Annotated in this window: 20 protein-coding genes; 13 read left to right on the forward strand and 7 right to left on the reverse strand. The window is 42.6% G+C overall.

The genetic code is table 11. The features are described from left to right. The first annotated feature begins 373 nt into the window (after nucleotides 1-373). From CAN34_RS06850 to CAN34_RS06860, 3 genes are all read left to right on the forward strand, one after another. Nucleotides 374-949, forward strand: coding sequence for a TerD family protein (locus CAN34_RS06850; RefSeq protein ID WP_079691289.1), 576 nt, complete (start codon nucleotides 374-376; stop codon nucleotides 947-949). A gap of 185 nt (nucleotides 950-1134) precedes the next feature. Then, the gene (locus CAN34_RS06855; RefSeq protein WP_089555014.1) at nucleotides 1135-1887 is read left to right on the forward strand and encodes a TIGR00266 family protein; all 753 of its coding nucleotides are present in this window, start codon (nucleotides 1135-1137) and stop codon (nucleotides 1885-1887) included. 34 nt (nucleotides 1888-1921) lie between these two features. Then, a complete protein-coding gene (locus CAN34_RS06860; RefSeq protein ID WP_089555015.1) occupies nucleotides 1922-2530 on the forward strand; it encodes a TerD family protein in 609 nt (202 codons plus the stop codon). 123 nt (nucleotides 2531-2653) lie between these two features. Here the strand turns inward: CAN34_RS06860 and CAN34_RS06865 are convergent, their stop codons facing one another. Further along, nucleotides 2654-3901 (reverse strand): TerD family protein, encoded by a 1248-nt coding sequence (locus CAN34_RS06865; protein ID WP_089555016.1) that lies wholly within the window; start codon nucleotides 3899-3901, stop codon nucleotides 2654-2656. Between the two features lie 388 nt (nucleotides 3902-4289). Between CAN34_RS06865 and CAN34_RS06870 the strand changes: the two genes are divergently transcribed. The 6 genes from CAN34_RS06870 to CAN34_RS06895 all read left to right on the forward strand — a co-directional run bounded on the left by CAN34_RS06870 (nucleotide 4290) and on the right by CAN34_RS06895 (nucleotide 11550). Further along, entirely contained in the window at nucleotides 4290-5369 is a 1080-nt protein-coding gene (locus CAN34_RS06870; RefSeq protein WP_254423122.1) for an ATP-grasp domain-containing protein, read from the forward strand. A gap of 274 nt (nucleotides 5370-5643) precedes the next feature. Next, nucleotides 5644-6894: a serine protease gene (locus CAN34_RS06875; protein WP_089555018.1), complete on the forward strand. Its 1251-nt coding sequence runs from the start codon at nucleotides 5644-5646 to the stop codon at nucleotides 6892-6894. 93 nt (nucleotides 6895-6987) lie between these two features. After that, nucleotides 6988-8271, forward strand: a complete 1284-nt coding sequence (locus tag CAN34_RS06880) for a phosphoribosyltransferase domain-containing protein (RefSeq protein ID WP_089555019.1) — start codon at nucleotides 6988-6990, stop codon at nucleotides 8269-8271. A 48-nt stretch (nucleotides 8272-8319) separates the two neighbouring features. Continuing rightward, nucleotides 8320-9129: an HAD hydrolase family protein gene (locus tag CAN34_RS06885; RefSeq protein ID WP_089555020.1), complete on the forward strand. Its 810-nt coding sequence runs from the start codon at nucleotides 8320-8322 to the stop codon at nucleotides 9127-9129. A 90-nt stretch (nucleotides 9130-9219) separates the two neighbouring features. Continuing rightward, nucleotides 9220-10401 (forward strand): cysteine protease StiP domain-containing protein, encoded by a 1182-nt coding sequence (locus CAN34_RS06890; RefSeq protein WP_089555021.1) that lies wholly within the window; start codon nucleotides 9220-9222, stop codon nucleotides 10399-10401. An 84-nt stretch (nucleotides 10402-10485) separates the two neighbouring features. Next, nucleotides 10486-11550, forward strand: coding sequence for an HpcH/HpaI aldolase/citrate lyase family protein (locus CAN34_RS06895; RefSeq protein ID WP_089555022.1), 1065 nt, complete (start codon nucleotides 10486-10488; stop codon nucleotides 11548-11550). A 118-nt stretch (nucleotides 11551-11668) separates the two neighbouring features. On the opposite strand, the gene CAN34_RS06900 is transcribed toward CAN34_RS06895, so the two are convergent. Further along, complete coding sequence (locus CAN34_RS06900; protein WP_089555023.1) at nucleotides 11669-12481, reverse strand: alpha/beta fold hydrolase; 813 nt, start codon at nucleotides 12479-12481, stop codon at nucleotides 11669-11671. A gap of 359 nt (nucleotides 12482-12840) precedes the next feature. On the opposite strand from CAN34_RS06900, the gene CAN34_RS06905 reads away from it, so the two are divergent. After that, nucleotides 12841-13638 carry an enoyl-CoA hydratase/isomerase family protein gene (locus CAN34_RS06905; RefSeq protein WP_089555024.1) on the forward strand — a complete coding sequence of 266 codons (798 nt, stop codon included), beginning with the start codon at nucleotides 12841-12843 and terminating at the stop codon, nucleotides 13636-13638. A gap of 122 nt (nucleotides 13639-13760) precedes the next feature. On the opposite strand, the gene CAN34_RS06910 is transcribed toward CAN34_RS06905, so the two are convergent. Next, nucleotides 13761-14204, reverse strand: coding sequence for a PACE efflux transporter (locus CAN34_RS06910; RefSeq protein ID WP_089555041.1), 444 nt, complete (start codon nucleotides 14202-14204; stop codon nucleotides 13761-13763). Nucleotides 14205-14410: 206 nt separating this feature from the next. Beyond that, nucleotides 14411-17014: a bifunctional aconitate hydratase 2/2-methylisocitrate dehydratase gene (gene acnB, locus CAN34_RS06915; protein WP_089555025.1), complete on the reverse strand. Its 2604-nt coding sequence runs from the start codon at nucleotides 17012-17014 to the stop codon at nucleotides 14411-14413. A gap of 596 nt (nucleotides 17015-17610) precedes the next feature. On the opposite strand from acnB, the gene CAN34_RS06920 reads away from it, so the two are divergent. The 3 genes from CAN34_RS06920 (at nucleotide 17611) to CAN34_RS06930 (ending at nucleotide 19700) form a co-directional block, all read left to right on the forward strand. Then, the gene (locus CAN34_RS06920) at nucleotides 17611-17955 is read left to right on the forward strand and encodes a carboxymuconolactone decarboxylase family protein (RefSeq protein WP_254423123.1); all 345 of its coding nucleotides are present in this window, start codon (nucleotides 17611-17613) and stop codon (nucleotides 17953-17955) included. 162 nt (nucleotides 17956-18117) lie between these two features. After that, a complete protein-coding gene (gene lipA / locus CAN34_RS06925; protein WP_089555027.1) occupies nucleotides 18118-19164 on the forward strand; it encodes a lipoyl synthase in 1047 nt (348 codons plus the stop codon). Between the two features lie 149 nt (nucleotides 19165-19313). Then, nucleotides 19314-19700, forward strand: coding sequence for a hypothetical protein (locus CAN34_RS06930; protein ID WP_089555028.1), 387 nt, complete (start codon nucleotides 19314-19316; stop codon nucleotides 19698-19700). Between the two features lie 129 nt (nucleotides 19701-19829). Here the strand turns inward: CAN34_RS06930 and CAN34_RS06935 are convergent, their stop codons facing one another. The 3 genes from CAN34_RS06935 to uvrB all read right to left on the reverse strand — a co-directional run bounded on the left by CAN34_RS06935 (nucleotide 19830) and on the right by uvrB (nucleotide 23494). Next, a complete protein-coding gene (locus tag CAN34_RS06935; RefSeq protein WP_089555029.1) occupies nucleotides 19830-20198 on the reverse strand; it encodes a hypothetical protein in 369 nt (122 codons plus the stop codon). Nucleotides 20199-20517: 319 nt separating this feature from the next. Next, nucleotides 20518-21306, reverse strand: coding sequence for a hypothetical protein (locus CAN34_RS06940; RefSeq protein ID WP_089555030.1), 789 nt, complete (start codon nucleotides 21304-21306; stop codon nucleotides 20518-20520). Nucleotides 21307-21382: 76 nt separating this feature from the next. Then, the gene (gene uvrB, locus CAN34_RS06945; protein ID WP_089555031.1) at nucleotides 21383-23494 is read right to left on the reverse strand and encodes an excinuclease ABC subunit UvrB; all 2112 of its coding nucleotides are present in this window, start codon (nucleotides 23492-23494) and stop codon (nucleotides 21383-21385) included. Nucleotides 23495-23556: the final 62 nt, after the last annotated feature.

The raw sequence follows: 23556 nt of genomic DNA on the forward strand, positions 1-23556 counted from the left end.
GCCAGCAAGAAAATTTTATAACAGTAGCACGTGGCTACCAACGTATCGATTTTATGTAGAACTGCCTATAGTCTCTTCAAGCTTTTCGCACTACCATTTATCTATAGCAGCTGATAATTAACTCACTTCGCTTTTAATAACAATACCTTACTTACTATAGCTTAGCGTGTTAAAAAAGTATCTGCCATACAAGGCTTTTATGTTGCTTAGTAAGCACACAAAATTCACCTTGCTTACTATCAATCTGCTTAGTATAGTAAAACGTAACGATATGCAGGACGTGGCTTAGCATTCATGTAATATTGTTTTTGAGCTCAATTCTCATACTATCAAAAAATAAAATCATTTAATTAATAAACCAAAGGACATTCATATGGCTATTAGCTTAACGAAAGGCGGCAACGTAAACTTATCAAAAGAAGCGCCAGGCTTAACCAATATTACCGTCGGTCTAGGCTGGGATCCACGCGCGACCGACGGTCAAGATTTTGACTTAGACGCTATCGGCTTCTTGGTTGATGAATCTGGCAAAGTCCGTAATGACCAAGATTTTATCTTTTTCAATAACTTAAAATCAGACAACGGCGCGGTTGAGCATACCGGTGATAACCGTACTGGCGAAGGTGACGGCGATGATGAAGCCATCAAAGTCAATTTAGCGAGCATCCCAGCTGACGTTAGCAAAGTTGCCTTATGTGCCATAATTTATGAAGGTCAGACCCGTAACCAAAACTTTGGTCAAGTTGGCGATGCTTACATCCGTGTCGTGAATGACAACGGCGCAGCTGAAATTGCCCGTTATGACTTATCAGAAGATGGTAGCACTGAAACGGCCATGATTTTTGGTGAATTATACCGTCATGGTAGTGACTGGAAATTCCGCGCAGTGGGTCAAGGCTTTAGCGGCGGTCTAGGTCCATTAGCCGCTTCTTATGGCGTCAATGTCTAAGTTTGATTGAGCTAAAAAATATCCTATAGTAAATGGATACAAGCAGACGACTGAATGTATCCAATAAGCTATCAAGTGTGCTCTACTATCACATTTGATGGCTTTAAAATTAATTGGCTATCGAAATTATATGTAAAAAACATATTCAAAACATATTAAAGAATCAAAATAAGGATTTGCACCCCATGGCCGCAACATTTAGCTTAATCGGTACGATTGAACCCTTTTTACATTGCAACCTTAAAAAAGGTGATTCGATATATTGCGAAGCCAATGCAATGGTGATGATGGAGTCGAACCTTGAGCTTAAAGGTAAGCTGCAAGGGGGATTAATGCAATCCTTGATGCGGCGCTTTGCCAATGACGAATCATTATTTCAGCAACAAATTGAAGCTGTGAATGGCGAAGGTGATTGTCTACTTGCACCAACGCTCGATGGTGATATGCAGATACTCGATGTTGGCTCACAACAATATACACTCAGTGATGGCGCATTTGTAGCAGCGCAAACGGGTGTCGATGTGAAAGCTAAGATTCAGCGCAATCTAGGCGGAGCTGTATTTGGCGACACCGGCGGCTTTATGGTGATGCAAACTCAAGGTAATGGTCAAGTGGTGGTATCAGGCTTTGGCTCATTGTTCGAGATTGATGTCGAACCCGGTAAAGATGTCATCATTGATAATGGTCATGTGGTCTGCTGGGACTCGCGTTTGGAGTACAAGCTCTCGGTCGCAACCAGTAAGAAAAAAGGCTTTATGGGCAATATCATCAATTCTGTCACCAGTGGCGAAGGTATGGTTTTAAACTTCTCTGGTACGGGCAAAGTTATTATTTGCTCGCGTAATCGTGACAGCTACCAAGGTTGGCTACAAAGCATCTTAGGCACGAGCTCAGGTGGTCGCGGCGGCAATAGCGGATTACTTGGCAATATTCTATAGCACTTTTTTAAATAACTATTATAAGGACAGTCACATGGCAGTTAGCTTACAAAAAGGTCAGAAAATATCCCTAAGCAAAGAAGCTGGCGGTACGCTTACGCAAGTAAAACTAGGTCTTGGTTGGGATGTTGCGCCAGGTCCACAAGATAAAAAAGGTGGTTTTTTAGGTAAATTATTCGGCGGCGGTAGCGGTGGCGATTCTATCGACTTAGATGCGTCTTGTATCATGTTTGATAGCAATAAACAGCCGGTTGATGCTATTTGGTTTAACCAATTGCAATCGAAAGACGGCAGTGTCGTGCATACCGGTGATAACCGTACTGGTGATGGCGATGGCGATGACGAAGTGATCAACGTTGACCTATCAAAAGTGCCAGCTAGTGTGGTGTCATTGGTATTTACCGTCAATAGCTTTACTGGACAGACGTTTGAGACGGTCGAGAATGCATTTTGCCGTATCGTTAACGCCAATAATAATAGTGAAGTCGCGCGTTATAACTTATCGTCACAAGGTACTCATACGGCGATGATTATGGCAAAAGTTTATCGCCATAATGATGAATGGAAAATGCATGCTATCGGCGAAACGGCTTCTGGTCGTACCTTTCATGACTTGATGCCTGCTATTACACCGCATGCTTAATTAGCTTAATAACTTTTATAAGCACTGTTAGTTATCAATAAGCAATCAGCCCCTCTATTATTAGTAATAGAGGGGCTGATTTTTTGGTTTTAATACTTTCTTTTGATATTAATATCAGAAAAACTATTTACTACCACGCTTCCAGCTAAAACCCCAATTAAAGGCTTTATCCATTTCTTGGTGTCCTTTAAAGTACTCATTAATACGCTCAACGTTAATACTACCATTTTGATTGACCAAACGAGCAATGGCACACATAGGCAAATTACCAGCACCTTCTGTCAGGCGTGTTTCAATCGGTGGCTGCTCAGGGGCATGAATAGTGACCACGCCATCCGTTTGCGCCCAATTGGGCGCGCCTTCATAAATGAAAGCAAAGATAAAGACCTCTTCAATCTGCGACCACTGTTGACCATTAATATCCAGCCATTCGCCGCCACTGGTCTGCCCCGTTCTATCATCTGCGCGTAAACATACATACGGCGCTGAGGTTAGGCTACCAAAGCGATTACCCAATGCTTGAATGAGTGTTTTCTCACCATTTTTAAGATGAATCATCGCGCCAACATCAAGATCAATCCCGCCAGCTTTATGTTGTTTAAACAAATCGCCTAATAAGCCTTTTTTAGACGCTTGCTTGCTGGTATCTGGACGCTGATTCCAGTTAAGATTGACAGAGATTTTACCAAAGTCATCACGCTTTTTAAGATTGATGCTAGATTGATTTTTAGTTAAGGTGATTTTACTTAAGTTAATCGAAGGTGCGCTGGTATTACCAGCTGGAATGGGTGGTGGACTGCTAGCTTGCCCTGTACTCGCTGGCTTTTGCGTGTTGATAGACGCATTATTAGCGGGCGACGCTTGAGCCGGAGCCTCATCAGCAATTTCAACGCCGAAATGCTCCGATAACGGCTTAAGACCGCCTTCAAAACCTTGAGCAATAAAACGAAATTTCCAACTGCCCTGCCGACGATAGCATTCTGCTAGGATAATGGCTTTTTCGTTGCGACCAGCAGCGTTAAGCTGACAAGTCAGCAGCACTTGACTGCCTTGCAAGACTTGGATATCAACATCGCCCAGCTGCGCTAAGGTTTGACTGCTAGAGAATGCTAAGGCAATCTTGTCAATAGCAGCAGATTGCGCGGGCAAATTAACATCAAAAAACCCGTCGCTGTCATGACCGCGGAAGCTGACGCTACCATCGTCACTACGAGTCTGACCATAAAAAATCATATCGCCGTCACCGCGAACGCGACCATCTGTCGTCAAACGGTAGGCTGCGCAATCGATAGAGTTTTGGCTCATAATTCGGATACTGATATTATCATTCGGTAGCGGTGCATTTGCTCCGGCAATCAAGGTTTGGCTCATTATTTATCCTTAAGATTCATTATAATTTGTTATGTTGACTATCGCCATATAGTAGCATGGATATTGGCTATTTTTTAATCGGTACTGTGGCTAAGACAATCCTATTACGCCATTAACGATATTTCTGACAAGTATTTATATCTTGTCGCATTTGTATATAATGGCGGTCATATAAAGTATTGAAAGAATTATCAAAAAAATATTTTTACTAATAACTGACGATCGCGCTGAGAGAATTATGGATAATCAAATCAATAATAATAGCAATGGTAATGGCCCTGGAACTGGAACTGGAACTGGAACTGGAACTGAGAATACCAGCACCAGTAACCGCCAAATTAATCCATCAGCGGTTTGGTTGGCTGAGGGTCAGTCAAGCCAGCGCGATATGCTAGCCAGTCTACAGGCACTAAAAGCCCAATCTAATACACCCTTTACCATCATTGCTTCACACCGCCACGATAGACCGGAGATTTTTGAATTTGCGGATAAGATTTATTATGAACCTTCTAATACTGTCGCTGATAGCGATGAATATTTAGACATTGAACCGCCAACTTTACCTACAGCAACGATACCGCGCTGGCAGTTCGTATTAGAACAAGCTAAGCAAGATAAGGTCAAAGTATTATTAACGGGACGCAATGGTATTGATTATGAAGCCCATCGTGAGGTATTTAGCACAGCCAGCATTCGCTTATTAACAGGTGCGACCAGCGTCGGCGCATTAGAATCGATAGATGATAAGTTTGCCTTTATGCAGCAGTGTCATCAGCATGGTATTCCTGTCGCAGATGCTTGGCGCTTTGATAATACCGCTGAGCTCAAAGCCTTACTTGTCAAACATGGTCATCAGCCCTTATGTGTCAAACCGGTCACGGGTATTTTTGCGCAAGGGTTTTGGCGACTTGATTCGAGTAAAGAAACTGGTGAGCACTACGATAGTTTTGAGCATTTATACTTTACTGAAGAGAAAAAAATCAGCACTGCTCAGTTTATAAGTGCCTATACAAACAGTCAAATGATACATGAGCGCCCTATCCCCATGCTACTGATGCCTTATCTGGCAGGGCAAGAATACTCTATCGATGTGGTGTGCGAATATGGTGAAGTATTAGCCGCCGTCACTCGTTATAAAACAGGGAAAATCCAGCATATTGGCTACGAGCAATCGGTAATGGATGTGGTCATTCCACTCATTAAGGCATTTGGCTGTGATGGTATCGTCAGCGTACAGACCAAGGCCGACGATGACGGTCAGCACCGTGCGCTTGAGATTAACAGTCGCCCCTCTGGTGGTATCGATTACACTACCCATAGCGGGGTGGACTTGACGCAAGTAGGATTTGGCTACTGGCTGGGCTTAACTGATAAACCAAAGCTAGCAGACATCGTTCAGCAGATTATACCTTGTCAGGTACGCTCAGTTATGGTGAGTGTAAAGATTGAAGAACAATCTATAGAATAAACTTATCGAATAAATCTATTAGATGAAATAATAAGTTGAATAAAGTTATGAAATAAAACCATTGATTACTATCAATCGTAATCAAGATAAAAAATCTATAGTGCCTAAAATCTTCTCATTTCACATCGTATAGCATCGCTAGATGATGTGAAAATTCTGACCCATACCGTTTATAAAACCGTTACTATAAGCGTATATTAACAGTACTACTCACCAGAGTAACCACTAAAAAACCTTATTATAATATGGCATAATATTGACTAGAGGCCGGGCGATGACAGCACAGACGACGTTAGTGTTAGGCGCGAATACAATTATCGAGCAAGCGCAATGTTCAGTCGCCTTTGCTACTACAAATCAGCTGAAATTTGGTCAACAGCTGGGGCTAATATGGCTACCTTTAGATGAGCAGCGTAAGGCTGCCTGTAGTCCAGCCTATCTTCATGAACCCAAAGACTGGGCGCGTCTTGATAATACCGACACGCCGAGCGAATGGCAGCTAAATTTGCAGATGCTGTTCGGTACACAAGGCGTCAGTTTTTTACAACTAATAGTCTATGTCTATGCAGAGCCAAGCCTCAACTTGCCTGCGGTCGAGCTAAATTCTGTTAGCTTGAACCTAAATAACAGCGCTATCTATTATGACTTTACCGCGATGGAACGTCATGTTAAAGCCGCTATCGTGCTTGAGATATACCAGCGTAACGGCCAGTTTAAATGTCGTGCCCTTGGTGAAAGCTCGACCCAAGGGCTAGTAAGTTTGGAGCATCGAGTGCAAGTTAGCCTTGATACCCGTCCACCAGATACCCATGCACTGATTCAAGACGCCCAACGTCAACAAAATCAGCAGGGACATTCTAATAGCGAGTCACGCCCTCCTCGGCAAGTACAAGTAGGTGAAACATGGACGGGCACTGCCTTTGCCATAGACGCTTATCACCTGCTAACCTGCTATCACGTGATTGAATCAGCCGCGATGATTGGTATACGTCAGCAAGGACAGCCTGACCGTGAGGCACAAGTAGTGCTCAGCGATATCGGTAGCGACTCGGCGATTATTAGGGTGAGCGAGCCGCTGTCAAGTTATCTACCATTGGCGCAACAGTGTGCGGATATCTTGCGCGAGACCGTGACTACCTTGGGTTTTCCGCTATCTGGTGTGAGCAGTCAGTTACAGGTAACTCAAGGCTGCGTCTCGGGTCTGACCGGCTGCGGCGATGATATTCGCTATATGCAATTCACCGCGCCCATTCAACCCGGCTCTAGTGGCAGTCCTCTGCTATTACCAACGGGTGAAGTTGTCGGCATGGTAACGGCGAGCCTTAATCATGAACATGCACAAAATATGAACTATGCCGTGAAATTTCAGTTATTATCTGCGCTCTTGACCAGCGCCGGCATTAGCCTCACTGATTTGACTAACAATCAAAACTCGTCCTCAATGGTTGCAAGTGTGCCATTATCGACACCACAGCTCAGCAAGCAAAGCCGCGGGGCGCTATGGCTGGTCGGCTGTCAGGGTTAGTAGCTGTTAGTTAATAATTTTGCTAACAATAATAACAACACCTAAAATAATATGAGAACAGCGACTTCGTCAGAAGTCTGTTAAGGAATATGAATGTCTAATGAAAAATACACTGCGACCATCACCCTACCACGCGGCACTCTTGATCTAACCTATCAAATAAATACTGCCACCAAACGAATAGAAGATGAATCATACCAGCTAGAAGACCTACTTGGTTTTGCCCAGCGTATTAATCCAAAACGGGCGTTTTTGTTTGTCTCAAAAGTACTAGGTCGTCATATTCCAGTTGCGCCCAGCACTATGCGTGGTGCCTTTACTGATTTGGCTGACTTAGTCCCTAATGATTTACCTGAGCCTATTTTGGTCATTGGTATGGCCGAAACTGCCGTTGGCTTATCTGCTGGCGTTCATCAAGCACTTCAGACGCGATACCCGAATGCATTACTACTCAACTCTACTCGTCACGCCCAGCATAATGACAGTGATATCGATGCTTTATTGACAACTTTTAGCGAAGACCACAGCCATGCCAGCCAGCATTTAATTTATCAAAGTAAAGATACCATCACCCAAGCGCAACTACTTGCCAGCAAAACCCTTATTATGGTCGACGACGAAGCATCAACAGGTAATACTTGCGTCAATGTCGTCACTGCGCTACGTAACGCAGGGCTGACGCAATTGGAGCAGGTGCATTTAACGACATTGGTTGATTGGTCACTAGCTCAGAATCAGGGTGAAGCCGACGCGGATGATGCTGTGTCTGATCAAGTCGCGAAACGCTTACCAAATATTGATTTTTATCGTCATCATCTGCTATCTGGCGCTTGGACATGGACGGATGCGCCCAATCCTGAGCCAATTACCATGCCGTCGGTCGATACGACCGAAGCTGGCAGTCACGCTTTAGGTAATACCGGTAATTGGGGGCGTTTTCCAACGCTAAATAGCAAAGATGGTTTTGATAATTATCTGGCGAATTTTCAAACTACATTTGAATTATTTAACAAACAAACGCCGTTTGATAAAGCTCAGTTACCAAAAAAGATATTAGTATTGGGCAGCAATGAATTTGTTTGGTTACCATTCTTATTGGCTGAATGGTTAGAAAACCAAGCAATAGCGCAATCTCAAGACTCTGGAACTATCTCTATTGTTAATTTTAGCGCTTTGACCCGCTCGCCGATTGCCATTGGTGGTGCGATTACTACCATGTTGAGTTTTAGCGATAATTACGGGCTTGGCATGACCAACTTTGCTTATAATGTTGATCCCAATGAATGGGACTTAATTGTGTTGTGCGTAGAGACGTCGGCTGATAGCGTCGATGATATGTGGCAAGGTTTAGATAATGTGTTGGTGGTGAGTCCTTAGTCTTAAGTCACGCTCTAATCTTTCAACCCATCATTTACGGACAACTTAATGACTACCCCATTTTTCCAACCAAATCCAAACATTATCAAACCTTACGCACTAATGGATTTGGACGATACGCTGTTTCAGACCCAACGTAAGATTGACGCATGGGAATTACCAACGACTGAGCCTAAAAACTTAGTGTGCGCCACAGTCAATAAACAAGATGAGCCGTTAAGCTTTATGAGTCAGCGCCAAGCAATGTTTTTTAATTGGCTCCTTGCTAGCACTGAATTGATAGCCGTCACAGCGCGTGATCGTCATGAAATTCAACGCGTTAAATTACCTTTCAACAGTTGGCAAGTATTAACCCATGGCGCAGTTATTCTAACACCAGAGAGTGAACTACTAAGTGCATGGCAGCAGCATATGTATAATGCCCTTGCACCACTACAGAATATCTTAAATCAGCTGACTGATTGGATTCATAATTATAGTCAAAAAAGCGATAGTACTCATAACGATTTAAAGCTTACCCCGCATACGGATACTTTTGTTGACCGCGAACTAACTATTTATCTAGCTATCAAACATACTCAAAAAGACCATCAAGCGTTAGCAGATTTAGCCGAACAACTACCAATATTTATACCAAATTTTGAACAACACTTTTATGTGCATGTGAATGCTAATAATTTAGCAATATTGCCGCATGGGGTTCATAAGCGTCATGCGGTACAGTTTTTATTAGAACAGCATTTGGACAGTCAGCGCCCAAGCTTCGGTTTTGGCGACAGTCTGGCAGATTTACCATTTTTGCAACTGCTTGACTGGTACGGTATGCCCAATCACGGGCAACTTCATGAGCAATTTTAAGCTTAATAATAGACGTTTCATTGTCATTGCAATCATACCGTCATCACCATTCCATCATATTGTCATTAAGTGAGTGCTAATATTTCTACCATGACCTCAAATAACCCTAATACACAAACAGTCGATTTAAAACGTTACGGCTCAGGTAGCTATCTTGCCAGCGATGTGACAGTACTGCTCGATATTGTCGATAAAGACGCCGTTGCCGATGTGCCTGTTAGACAAAAAGAAGCCCTTATCCAAAGTGGTCAGCGCCATTATTCCGATATGTTGACGTTAGAGGACACACCAACTGCCATACATGAGCAGCTATACATGCAGGCGCTAGAACAAGGCAAGATAAGAGCAGCGACTGATATTGCCAATTTGGCATATACACTACAGCAGGTTTTTCAGCCAATCGTAAATAATGAATGCCCGTTAATATTGGTTAGCTTAGTGCGAGCAGGTTTACCGATTGGCGTATTATTACAGCGCGCGTTGGCAGATATTAATAGCAGCTATTCTTTACCAAGTGTGCATTACGGCGTCAGTATCATTCGTGATCGCGGTCTTGATCCTGTTGCTTTACAGATGATATTGGACAGCCACCCAGACAGTCCCATCGTATTTATCGATGGTTGGACCGGTAAGGGGGCTATTTATCAAGAGCTGGCGCGTAGCCTAGAAGCATTTTCTGATCCTAGCCATACCAATTTTGCCAACATTTTCCATCAAGGGGCTGCAGTTATCCCGCTGCTTACCCTTGCTGATCCGGCTGGCGTTGCTTGGCTTGCTGCTAGCGAGGAAGACTGGTTGATTCCATCGGGTTTATTAAATAGTACGGTGTCTGGGCTAATCTCACGTAGCTTATATACCGAGCCGCAATTGGGGCTACATCGCAGTGTCTTTTATGATAACTTAATAGAAGTAGATCATAGCTTAGCATTTGTCGATCATATCGATGCCGTAAGGCGTATATTGAGCACGCCTTTGCAATGCTTGCCAACGTACAAGCAACCTCGCTACCAGACCGCGGACTTAATCGATACGCTGGCAGCAGAATATAACATCACCAATCGCAACCGTATTAAACCGACCATTGCCGAGGCGACAAGAGCGATATTACGCCGTGATCCTGAGCGTATTTTGCTGGCCAGCGCTGAGCATCCCGATACCATATTATTGCGACATTTATGTGCGCAACGACATATCGCTATCAGTGTATTAGGTGATAAAATACTACCCTATCAAGCAATTACCCTTATCAAGCAGCGCGCCACAGATCGTTGATAATTTATCGTCTTAGCGCTGGCGTTTTTACCGTATCACTTTCTCTCTCTAATCATTCATTTATCACTATTTACGATGCCCATTATGTCAGACATACCAAACAACGAGTCCAACCTTTATCAGAATACCCAGTCTTATGCGCATCTCATCACTGAGCGTCATGCCATGATCAAGCCTCATGCGCATCATCCGTACCAGTTGGGCGCCAGCTTATATATGCCAGCGACGCGCCAAGATATTTGGCAAGTGATTAAGCGTGATAAATTACCGACGATTAACAGTATTATTATCTGCTTAGAAGATGCCGTCAGCCACAATGATGTTGAGCTGGCACTCATGCGTCTGCAAACCTTGCTGCATACATGGGCGGCGCATGTCGATAGCATCAATGAGCCATCAAAAGAGGCGGATATTCATACCGAGCAACCAACCAGACCATTGGTGTTTGTGCGCCCGCGTCATCCGGCAATGTTAGAACAGCTATCGCATTTTGCGCATATCGATTTGATTGATGGTTTTGTCATGCCCAAAGTCGATATGTATAGCTTGTCTAATTGGCGTATGGCTTGTCAGAATTTAAATACTGACATGCTATTGATGCCGACACTTGAGACCGCAGCGCTATTTAATCCGCATCATAATCAAGAGTTGGCCATTGCTTTTAAAGAAGCATTTAGCCAGCCCGTATTTACCTTGCGTATCGGTGGCAATGATTTGTTTGCGGCGCTGCGTTTGCGGCGTCCTAAGAATAGCATTGTCTATGACACGCCCGTTGGTACGCTAGCCTATCAGCTACTTGGCTGTTTTGTGCCGCATGGTTTTTATTTGTCTGCACCGGTATTTGAATATTTGGATGAGCCAACGTTATTTATGCAAGAGCTGACCCGTGATGTGAGCTTAGGACTGGTTGGCAAAACCGTTATCCATCCAAGCCAAATTGCTTTGGTACAACAAGCGTATTGCGTACCGCTTAGTATTTTAGATGAGGCGCAGGCAATCTTGCATAGCGAGGCAAAAGCAGTATTTAAATATAATAATACGATGTTAGAGCCTGCCACGCATCGCGCTTGGGCAACTGAGATAGTTAATAGAGCCGACGTGTTTGGCACCATTAATGATGGCAATAATGACTATACCTCGCGGCTATAAATTAAAGCAGTAAAATTGCAGTTTTAAATTTAATACCTTAAGACTCCTAAGAAAAAAGCCGTTATCAAATCAATGATAACGGCTTTTTTCTAAAAAATTTTCCCTATACTGATAAATGCTATACAAAGTTTGCTAAGAATTTATTAATGGCTTTATTTACTTGTTCAGGTTCTTCGACTGTCGCTGTATGTCCCGCACCTTTAATAACAGCAAGCTTAGAGCCTTCGATTGCAAAGTGCATACGCTCAGCTTTTGCATACGGTGTTGCTGCATCTTCATCGCCAACGATAATGAGTGTGGGCGTTTTAATATCACTTAGCTGATCATAAGTTGCCGTGCGCTCAATAACGCCCGTGGTCGCCTTAATGACCCCATCTTTACGGTTGCTTTGTAATATAGACAACCATTCTCTACGGTCAGCCTTACGCGACTTATCAGCTAAAAAACTGCTGCCAAACATAATAGGCATCACTTTTTGGCTGACACGCTTCATACCTAACCAACGAATGGCCTTTATAAGCTTGCGGTACTTTGGTACGTTTTTTGGATCTTCAGGATCGGCTGATGTTTCAAGTAGCGTGAGCGATAGCAATAATTCAGGACGTTTTAGAGCGATACGCTGGGCGACAAAACCACCCATTGACAAGCCTAAAAAATGACACTTATTGATATCTAGCGCATCCAGTAGCGCAAGCGTGTCCTCCGTTAGTGTCTCCATATCATAGCCAGACTTGGTAATTTCAGACTGACCTTGTCCACGAAAATCAAAGGCAATACAGCGGTAGCCGGCTTTAAAATACTCGACTTGCTTGTCATACATGCTCGTATTCCATAGCAAACCATGGGCAAACACCATGACTGGCTTTTGCTTGTCATTGGGCGCACTGTCTTCATAATAAATATCGACATTATTCACATTAATCGTTGGCATAACCACTTCCTTGTTTGTTTAATAAATTAAAAATAAGCACATTATCGAGCAAGTCCCTCACCCTTATAACCTACAACCCTTTAAAACACAGCCTTTTGAAACACAGCCTTCTAGCATAATTTAACCACCCTACAGTTAGTAGCCTTATTTTTGAACGGTAAGGTTTTATACCTTTATCAATAAATATAACTGCAAATAAAAAAATTGCTTTAAGCGTGTCTTCAGCGCCCACAAAACCAGCTTTTATAATAATCCCAAACTGCTATAGTAATCAGCATTGCATTATTTGTCACACTTATTGCCAACCTCTATTTTTTACCAACAACGTTTATATAGAAAATTTAACTAAGGATATCGAAATGTCACAAGCTCTCGTTGAGTACCAAGCAGAAAATCATATCGCTACCATCACGATGAATGACCCAAAAACGCTTAATGCTTTTAGCACTCTACTCAAGAATGCGATGGTAGATGCGCTTAATAAAGCAGATGAAGATGAGCAAGTACGAGTCATTATTTTACAGGGCGCAGGTGGTCATTTCTCAAGTGGCGGTCATATCGGTGAGATGTTAGAGAATGGCATGGAAAGCGACGCATTATCTGACAAGCTAAATTTTATGGTCGGTGAAGTGGCTGAGATTAGCTTAAAGCTGCGCAATATTCATAAACCAATTATCGCCAAACTAGAAGGTGCTGTCGCTGGCGCTGGTATGAATCTTGCCCTTACTTGTGACTTTCGTATCGCCGCTGATAATGCCAAATTCGTCCAAGCCTTTGTTAATATCGGTCTGATTCCAGATGCTGGCGGTATTTATCTGCTTAATCAGTTGATCGGCGTGGCAAAAACCACTGAGATGGTGATGCTCGGTGATAAGCTAAAAGCGGAAGATATGGCACGCCTAAACTTGGTTAACGATGTGGTTAGTAGCGACGAGTTAGATGCGAGCGTGTTAGCGTTGGCAACTCGTTTAAGTAATCTACCCGGAAAAGCATTAGCCTCGATGAAGCATATGATTAACACGCATGCGTATATGGGTCTTAATGAAGCGTTAGATATGGAAGTTGATCAGCAAACCATGCTAGCTAAAACAGCTGACTTTAAAGAAGGTATTACCGCCTTTATGGAAAAGCGTAAACCGGTTTATCAGGGTAAATAAAACGCTTATAACGCTGCTTTTGGTAATATCATTAAAAAGGCTGCCATTAGGTAGCCTTTTTTTGGTAAGAACCTATAAACGATAGATACCTAAACAATAATTTCTAGCCGTACTATTACTTACTAAGAAGCAGAGGCACTTTTATATTGATGCGTTAAGGTAAATATTTTGTCAAAACCCAACGTAAAGAGAAAAGTATAAACTAAGAAAAATAGCAGTAAGGCAGCTTCCATCATAAAGGCTTTAATAAAACCAACATCGTACCAAATCATATATAGCGGTAGGCAAATCAGAACCAACCCGCCTTCAAACCCTATCGCATGGGCACTTCGTATGAAGAACGTGCGCTGCGTTACCTGCTTACGACGTTCCCAATTTTCAAACGCCGTATTATAAATGAAATTCAAAATTACCGCTGCTAACGACACCATCACCGCAACTGGTAAAGACTCTTCTGCGCTACTGTCGCTTAACAACATAAGAACCAAGGTGGATGAGATGATAGCGATAATTTCAAAAACTGTCACATAGACTATACGGCGTTTGATGGGGGATAAAGTAATCAACCAAAACTCCAAAGCACATCAGTGCCTATCAAAGTATCGGTCCGTCCCGAGAGAGAAAATAGAAAAAATTACAGAGCCACGGTTTCCGCCTGCACCTATATTATACATAAGATAATGAGAGAAACTACCCATCGCTCACAGCAAAAAACCCCGCATCATAACGATACGGGGTTTTCTTATAGATATCTTAACGTTTCTATTAACAACTAGGTTAACTGAGCAACGTTAATTTTATCCGCTTCTTCAGTATAGGTTTCCATACGGTCGAAGTTCATGTATTGATACACTTCTTCGCCCATGCTATCAAGCATACCAGCATATTGCTGATACTCTTCGTTGGTTGGTAGTTTACCCAATACCGCAGCAACAGAAGCCAATTCAGCTGATGCTAGATAGACGTTAGCACCTTGACCTAGACGGTTCGGGAAGTTACGGGTTGACGTCGATACCGCAGTAGAGTTCGGTGCAATACGTGCTTGGTTACCCATGCATAGTGAACAACCTGGCATCTCAGTACGAGCGCCGGCTTGTGCATAGATATTATAGTAGCCTTCTTCCATCAACTGACGCGCATCCATTTTAGTTGGCGGCGCAATCCATAGACGAGTTTGCAAGCTACCTGCTGGGACGTCTTGTAGCAATTTACCGGCAGCGCGGAAGTGACCGATGTTGGTCATACATGAACCAATGAATACTTCATCAATGGTATCACCTGCCACGTCTGCTAATGTTTTTGCATCGTCTGGATCATTCGGGCAGCAAAGAATCGGCTCTTTGATTTCAGACATATCGATGGTCATATCGATGGTATATTCTGCATCTTCGTCAGCGCGCATCAGGCTTGGATTAGCCAACCACTCTTGCATACCTTCGATACGACGGCTAATAGTACGCGCATCGCCGTAACCTTCTGAGATCATCCATTTTAACAAGGTGATATTCGAAGTCAGATACTCGGCAACTGACTTCTCAGATAAAGTAATCGTACAACCAGCAGCACTACGCTCAGCTGAGGCATCAGACAATTCGAACGCTTGCTCAGCGGTTAAATCTTCTAGACCTTCGATTTCTAAAATACGACCGTTAAACTCGTTGATTTTGCCTTTCTTATCAACAGTCAATAGACCTTCTTTAATTGCTTGATAAGGAATCGCATGGACTAAGTCACGTAACGTGATACCGGCTTGACGCTCACCGATGAAACGAACACGCACAGATTCAGGCATATCAAGCGGCATAACACCAGTCGCAGCAGCAAATGCGACTAGACCAGAACCAGCTGGGAACGAGATGCCAATTGGGAAACGGGTATGCGAGTCACCACCAGTACCAACGGTATCTGGAAGTAGCATACGGTTCAACCATGAGTGAATGATACCGTCACCTGGACGTAAGCTCACGCCGCCACGGTTCATGATAAAGTCAGGAAGGGTATGCTGAGTTTCAATATCAACTGGCTTTGGATAAGCAGCGGTATGACAGAATGACTGCATAACCAAGTCTGCTTGGAAACCTAGGCAGGCTAAGTCTTTTAGCTCATCACGGGTCATCGGACCAGTGGTATCTTGACTACCGACCGTAGTGATTTTTGGTTCGCAGTACATACCAGGACGAACGCCTGCTAGACCACAAGCTTTACCAACCATCTTTTGCGCTAGTGTAAAGCCTTTACCAGTATCGACTGGCTCTTCTGGCTTAGCAAAAATGTCTGAATGACCAAGACCCATGTATTCACGAGCACGATTGGTCAGACCACGACCAACGATTAGTGGAATACGGCCACCAGCGCGAACTTCGTCAAGCAAGGTTGGCGAGTTTAGTTTAAACGTTGACAGTACTTCATCAGAGTCATGCTTAGTGATTTTGCCTTCATACGGATAGATATCGAACACATCACCCATATTTAGGTTATCAACAGCAACTTTCTCAATTGGTAATGCGCCTGAATCTTCCATGGTATTAAAGAAGATTGGTGCAATGTTATTACCCAATACTAGACCGCCACCACGTTTGTTTGGCACGTTAGGGATATCATCGCCCATCAACCACAACACTGAGTTAGTCGCAGATTTACGGCTAGAACCCGTACCTACCACGTCGCCAACATAAGCAAGCGGATGGCCTTTTTCTTTTAGTGCTTCAATTTGCTTCATTGGACCAATTTCACCCTCAACGTCGGCAGTGATACCGTCGCGAGAGTTTTTATGCATGGCTAATGAATGTAATGGGATATCAGGACGGCTCCACGCATCTTGCGCAGGAGACAAATCGTCAGTATTGGTTTCGCCCGTTACTTTAAACGTCGTATATGTGGTTTTTTCTGGTACTGCAGCACGGCTCAAGAACCATTCAGCGTCTGCCCAAGATTGAACCACTTCTTTGGCGATAGCATTGCCGGCTTCGGCTTTTTCGGTCACGTCATTGAACGCATCAAATACTAGCAATGTTTTTTTCAAAGCTTCAGCGGCTTCTTGCGCGACTTCTGCGTCATCTAGTGCAGCAACGAGTGGTTGTACGTTATAACCACCTTGCATAGTGCCTAAGATTTGAACCGCTTTTTTCTTGCTTACTAATGAAGAAGTCGCTTCGCCTTTCACGATAGCCGCTAAAAATGCCGCTTTAACATAGGCAGCTTGGTCAACACCGGCAGGAATACGATTTTCTAACAAATCCATTAAGAACGCATCTTCACCCGCTGGTGGGGTTTTAAGTAGCTCAACCAATTCTGCTACCTGCTTCTCATTTAGTGGAAGTGGTACAGTACCTAGCTCAGCACGTTCTGCGACATGTTTACGATAAGCTTCTAACACAATAGTCGTCCTCGTCGGTTGGTGACCAGTACATCACGTGAGTAGTCAGGATGACAGCCTACATCGATGTACTGCATTGAATAATTATTCGTGCAATCATAGCTTAAAACGCCTAAAAAGTTAATGGCTAAGCCGAGAAAAGGCGCAATATAAGGCCATATTGGACATTTATTATAAAAATAGTGCCATAAATAATATGACTAATGGTGCCTATATCATAAATTCTGAAATTTTCATACTGAGGACTTATTTTGCCGCTTAACATTCAAAATATATGTTCGTAGTAAAGTGCTGTTAAGACCGTCTATTCACTTAAAAAAGAATACGGCATTGCTACTTTAGAACATTGTTATTGTTACACGTTGTTATCGCTATATGAAATCAACTATATCTCGATTAACAGTTAAATAAAACGCGCTCGACTGGTATACTATTTAATAACTAAACCTCAATGAGGCGCACTATATTTACTCACAACATCAAGGATGATAATGGAAAATAAAGAGACAGAAGATAATAGTATTAGTCACAATGCCAATCAAAGCACCAATCAAAACGCCAATTATGAAAACGGTTTAAAAGTTCGCACCGAAGTAATGGGCGCAGAGCATGTCAAACGCTCGCTTGACTCAGCAACACCGTTTACTCAGCCATTACAAGACTGGATTATCGAACACGCTTGGGGCAGTACGTGGCAAGATGACTCAGTTTTACCGCGCAAATATCGCTCCTTAATCACCATCGCTTTTTTAATTGCACAAAAGAGCCCAAATGAGCTAAAAGGGCATATCCGAGGTGCGATTAATAATGGCGCCAGTGTCGCTCAGATTCGAGAAGTCTTGATGCATAGTTTGCCTTATTGCGGCGCGCCTGCTACTCAAGAAGCGTTTCGTGCCGCCATAGAAGTGCTGAATGACTTAGATATTGATATCAATAATTAAAACTACGCTAAAGAGTTCATCCATAGTAGCCTTAACAAGGTCGCTCTCATACGATTGTCTAAAAATTACTGACCTGATATCTGCTATAATAACTCGATTCATAAAACATTCTAATAATGCCATAAACCCTTATCCTATCAAGGGTTAAGAGATAATTTGATTATGACAAACGCCGCCGTACAAACGCACACGCCTGCTGCTCGGGCAAAACCAAAAAAAGCCATCCAAGGTGAAAAGCTACGTGGCTATGATAAAGTTGCACGTATCCCAATTAAAGTAATCCCGACCATCGAGGCGAAGAAAAAGCCAGATTGGATTCGGGTAAAGCTGTCCTCACCTGCTGAAGTGGCGCGTATCAAAGCCACCTTACGTGAGCAAAAGCTCTATACCGTTTGTGAAGAAGCCGCCTGCCCTAACTTAGCGCAGTGTTTCTCTGATGGTACAGCCACCTTTATGATTATGGGTGATATCTGTACCCGTCGTTGCCCGTTCTGTGATGTCGGTCATGGTCGCCCAAATGAGCTGGATAAAGATGAGCCGCGCCATACTGCCGAAACTATCTTAGGTCTCAAGTTAAAGTATGCGGTTATCACCTCAGTTGACCGTGATGATCTAAAAGACGGCGGCGCGATGCATTTCGTCGAAGTGCTGAATGAATCTCGCGCACTTAGCCCAAATTGCTTGATTGAAATATTGGTGCCGGATTTCCGTGGGCGTATGGATATTGCTCTAGACTTGCTGACTGAAACAGCGCCTGACGTCTTTAACCACAATATCGAAACGGTGCCTCGTTTATATAAAGCCTTCCGTCCAGGTTCTGATTATCAACATTCATTAGACTTGCTAAAAATCTATAAAGAACGTCGCCCTGATATCGCTACAAAATGCGGCTTTATGGTTGGACTTGGTGAAACCGAAGAAGAAATCTATGCACTACTTGATGATCTAAAAGCGCATAATGTGGATATGATTACAGTCGGTCAATATTTGCAACCAAGTAAAAACCACGCACCAGTCGACCGTTATGTGCATCCTGATGAATTTCAGCGCTATATGGACTACGGCAAAAAGATTGGCTTCTTTAACATTTGGGCGGGCCCTATGGTACGCTCAAGTTACTTTGCCGATCGCCAGTATTATGGTGAAGATTGCCCTGCACCAATTCGTAGTAAAAAAGCACTGATTGCTGAAGGTAAACTTGGCTGTTAAAATTATTTAGCAAAAACTTGTATCACTATAAAAAAAGAGGCTTATGACAGCCTCTTTTTTTATTCTTGTTTTTTATCTTTACTTTTATATCGTTAAAACGCTGTAAAATAGCACCGCTAACAATACCAACAAACATCAAAGGGAATATCATGAAAAAACTACTTATTTCAACGGCGTTAATGGCTACTTTTGCCCTAGCTGGTTGTGCGACAACCGGTGGAAACACCAATGCAGGCAATACAATGGGTACTGCAAGCGAAATCGGTATGAACGTTTTTAAGGCTGCTATTGATAATCAATGTCGCAGTCAGATTGAAAACCAAAATGCGTGGCGTATTGCTAGTGTCGCTATGACTGACGTCCAAGAAGAAGCCGTAAAAGGTAAAGTTTGTGGTTGCGTAAGTGAGCAAGCACCACAGCAAGTGACTCTCATTGAATTGGGTAATGCAGCCATAGATCCACAATATCGTACCCAATTGGTGACCAGAGTCGTGGCCAAATCACTACAAAGTTGTTATACCAGTATCGTTAAATAAGTAGTGGCTTTAAAAAGCTATATCGTTAAGCGTTACAGATAAAACAATAAAAAAAGAGGACGTTATTAACCATAACGTCCTCTTTTTTTATCAAGCACAATACTACTTATTCATTTATTCTTTAACTCTTTATAAGCCCCCACCACTCGATAGGCTCTGAGGCACTGCTACCGGTAGAATTCTACGGTGGAAATATTTAGATTTACCATCAAGGATTTTATTAACCTCTTTGACCAAGTCATGAATGATGTCATCATAAATTCCGTGATTCAGTTCTGTCTCAAAAGCAGTAAATGGATGCTTACGAGCCGCTGATCTCACATCCGTGATGCCCTGCTTAGTATAGAAAACATTAACTCGACCATCACTGTTTAAGATGCATTTTAATTGACCATCATCAACCATAATCTCTATAGTCTCTGGCATGAAAATATAGTCATCCACATCGAGCAATTCTTTCTCTACGCCTCTTTTTAATAATGCTTTGATATCAAACATAGCTACATCCCTTTCAAAAACTTATAAACGTAATTAATTCAAAATAGCTGTCAAATAGGCCATCTTTTATTAATTTATACTACACAAAGTAGGTGTCTATTTTAAGTTAGAAAGTGTAAAACTACGTGTGATATTGGAAAGCATATAGTCTTGCTAGCTCTGTAAGTAGAGGATAACGTGGGACTGTTTAATAGAGAGTTTAGGACAAGTTTAGTAAAGCACAGTGGCGTTAAATTGCTGCAGAATTATTATGTCAAACTCATTCAATAAATAATAGGATTCGTGGGTTACGTCATTGAACGCCTACTCTACTAATATTCTATTGCTCGTTGTGAAACCAATCTTTTTTAAGAAAGTGTTTTTTACCGCACGTACAATTAAAAACGTACAAGCTTTCCAAATCATTAATATTAATTTTATTTGTTTCTCCACAACTACATGGCACATTAAGATGTAATGCTTCATATATTAACTCATTGTCTTCACTTATATCTAATACCTGATATTGCATATTACAGCTTGAATCTAAACAACTAAACTTTTCTTTTATAGCTAGACCTTCTTTTCTTAGAGGAATAGACTTTTGACAAGACTCACACTCAATAGTAAAGACCTCACCAAAATTAGTATCGAAGCAACAATCAACTAAAGGACGTAATTCTTCTATAGTTGTTTTAAGAAACTCTCTAAGATTCTTATGTTTCTCCGAATAATTTAATTGCTGCTTAATAGTTGGTGTATGAAGGTAACTACCTAATTTGTTATAGTCTTTTCCAATATGTCGCTTATTCAAAGTAACATGGTCTCTCTCGAGAATACATTCACCTAAACTCTCATCATCATTCTGCTTATATACCTTGAATTTATAATCTTCTATTGATAAAGGATCAACTTGTCTAAGAAAGTCAAAAACACGTTTAGGTTGCCACGTATTCAGTTCTTTTTCCAAAATATACTTTTGATAAGTCTTAAATTTTTCATAAGCAATTGCTTCAATACATTGCCTTAATTCAAGGCACGCATATCTTAAAGAAGCAACATCAGCATTATATAGAAGTTGCTCAGCTCGATTTAAACACTCTTTCTTATCAAAGCTATATATAGACATTTCAAAATCCTAGTTAACTTAAAAAAGCGAGCTAACTATCCGTTAACCCGCCCTATTTATCCAACTTACAACACTTCTAAATCAAATGCGCTTTTAACTCTAGCACTTTATCGCGCGTTTTTGCTGCATCTTCAAACTTCAGATCACGCGACATCTGCTTCATAAGCTTCTCAAGACGATTGATCTCTTTAGCCAATAAATCAGGACTACGTAAGATGCTGATATCGACATCAGGTAGATTGCTCTTAATGGAAATCATCTGATTATCGTTGGCATCATGGTCATCGCCTGTATCGATTTTATCCGTGATACTACGGCGCGCGCCTGTTGGCGTGATGTTATGCTCAAGGTTAAAGGCCACTTGCTTTTCACGGCGACGATCCGTCTCATCGATCGCTTTTTGCATGCTATTGGTAATACGGTCGGCATATAGAATAGCCTTACCATTAATATGACGCGCAGCGCGACCAATGGTCTGAATCAAGGCACGCTCAGAACGCAAAAAGCCTTCCTTGTCTGCATCAAATATCGCCACCAATGATACTTCAGGCATATCAAGACCTTCACGCAGCAAGTTAATACCGACCAACACATCATGCACACCAGTACGCAGCTCATGAATAATCTGCATGCGCTCAAGGGTATCAATATCCGAATGGAGATAAGCGACTTTGACATCGTATTCTTTCAGATAACTGGTCAAATCCTCTGACATACGCTTGGTCAAGGTCGTGATTAGTACCCTCTCATCTTTTTCACGGCGTTTGGTAATCTCCGATAGCACATCATCGACTTGTGTTAATACCGGACGAATCTCAATCTCAGGGTCAATCAGACCCGTTGGACGCACCACTTGCTCGACCACCTGCTCGCTGTGTTCAAGCTCATATAATGCAGGCGTGGCGCTAACATAAATGGTTTTAGGCTTTATACGCTCCCACTCTTCAAACTTCATCGGGCGATTATTCATCGCACTCGGTAGACGAAAGCCATAATTCACAAGGTTCTCTTTACGCGATCTATCGCCTTTATACATCGCGCCAATTTGCGATACCGTCACGTGCGATTCATCAATGAATAGCAGCGCATCTTCTGGAATGTAATCAAATAGCGTTGGCGGCGCTTCGCCTGACGGACGACCAGAGAGATGCTGTGAGTAGTTTTCAATACCGTTACAGTAGCCAAGCTGTTGAATCATCTCAAGGTCATACTGAGTGCGCTCTTTAAGACGTTGAGCTTCAATCAGTTTATTATTGTCGCGGAAATACTCTAACCGAGGCTCAAGCTCAGCCCGAATGGTATGGCTAGCAGCTTCTAACTTATTGCGCGGTGTCACATAATGCGATTTTGGATAGATAGTAATACGCGGCACGCTGCGCACCGTTTTGCCTGTCAAAGGATCAAACCAAGTGATTTTTTCCACTTCATTATCAAATAGATGCACACGCACCGCCAGTTGCTCAGACTCAGCAGGATAGATATCTAGCAGCTCACCACGCAAACGATAAGTACCACGCCCAAAGTCCAGCTCGTTACGCGTATATTGCATCTCAACCAAACGCTTAATCGTCGCAGTACGGTCGATGTGATCGCCAACAACGACGTGTAGCAGCATTTTCAGATAACTTTCTGGATCACCCAAACCATAGATACAGGACACTGACGCAACGATAATCGCATCACGACGCTCAAGTAATGCACGTGTGGCTGATAGACGCATTTGGTCAATATGATCGTTAATGGCGCTGTCTTTTTCGATAAAAGTATCGCTGGCAGCGACATACGCTTCCGGCTGATAATAGTCATAATAGCTGACAAAATACTCAACCGCGTTATTGGGGAAAAATGATTTAAACTCCCCATATAACTGGGCAGCAAGCGTCTTATTATGCGCCATAATAATGGTTGGGCGCTGGCACTCAGAGATGACTTTGGCCATGGTATACGTCTTACCAGAACCGGTCACCCCAAGTAACAGCTGCTCATCCATACCAGAATTGATGCCGTTAACCAGCTTTTTAATCGCTTGCGGCTGATCGCCTGCTGGCTCAAATTCGGTAATCATCTCAAAGGCGCGACTTGAGATTTGCGTACCAGACGCATTAACACCACTAATTTCAGCTTCGCCTTGTAGCTGAGTGGCCAATTGGTTTAACTGACGCGACGATCGCGGTTCAGGCATTCGCATAATGGCTGTCTTCCTGGTATTTATAAAAGGTTATAAGAGGTTAGGTTTATAACAATATGGGG

The sequence above is a fragment of the Psychrobacter sp. DAB_AL32B genome (assembly GCF_002224105.1).
Classification (GTDB): domain Bacteria; phylum Pseudomonadota; class Gammaproteobacteria; order Pseudomonadales; family Moraxellaceae; genus Psychrobacter.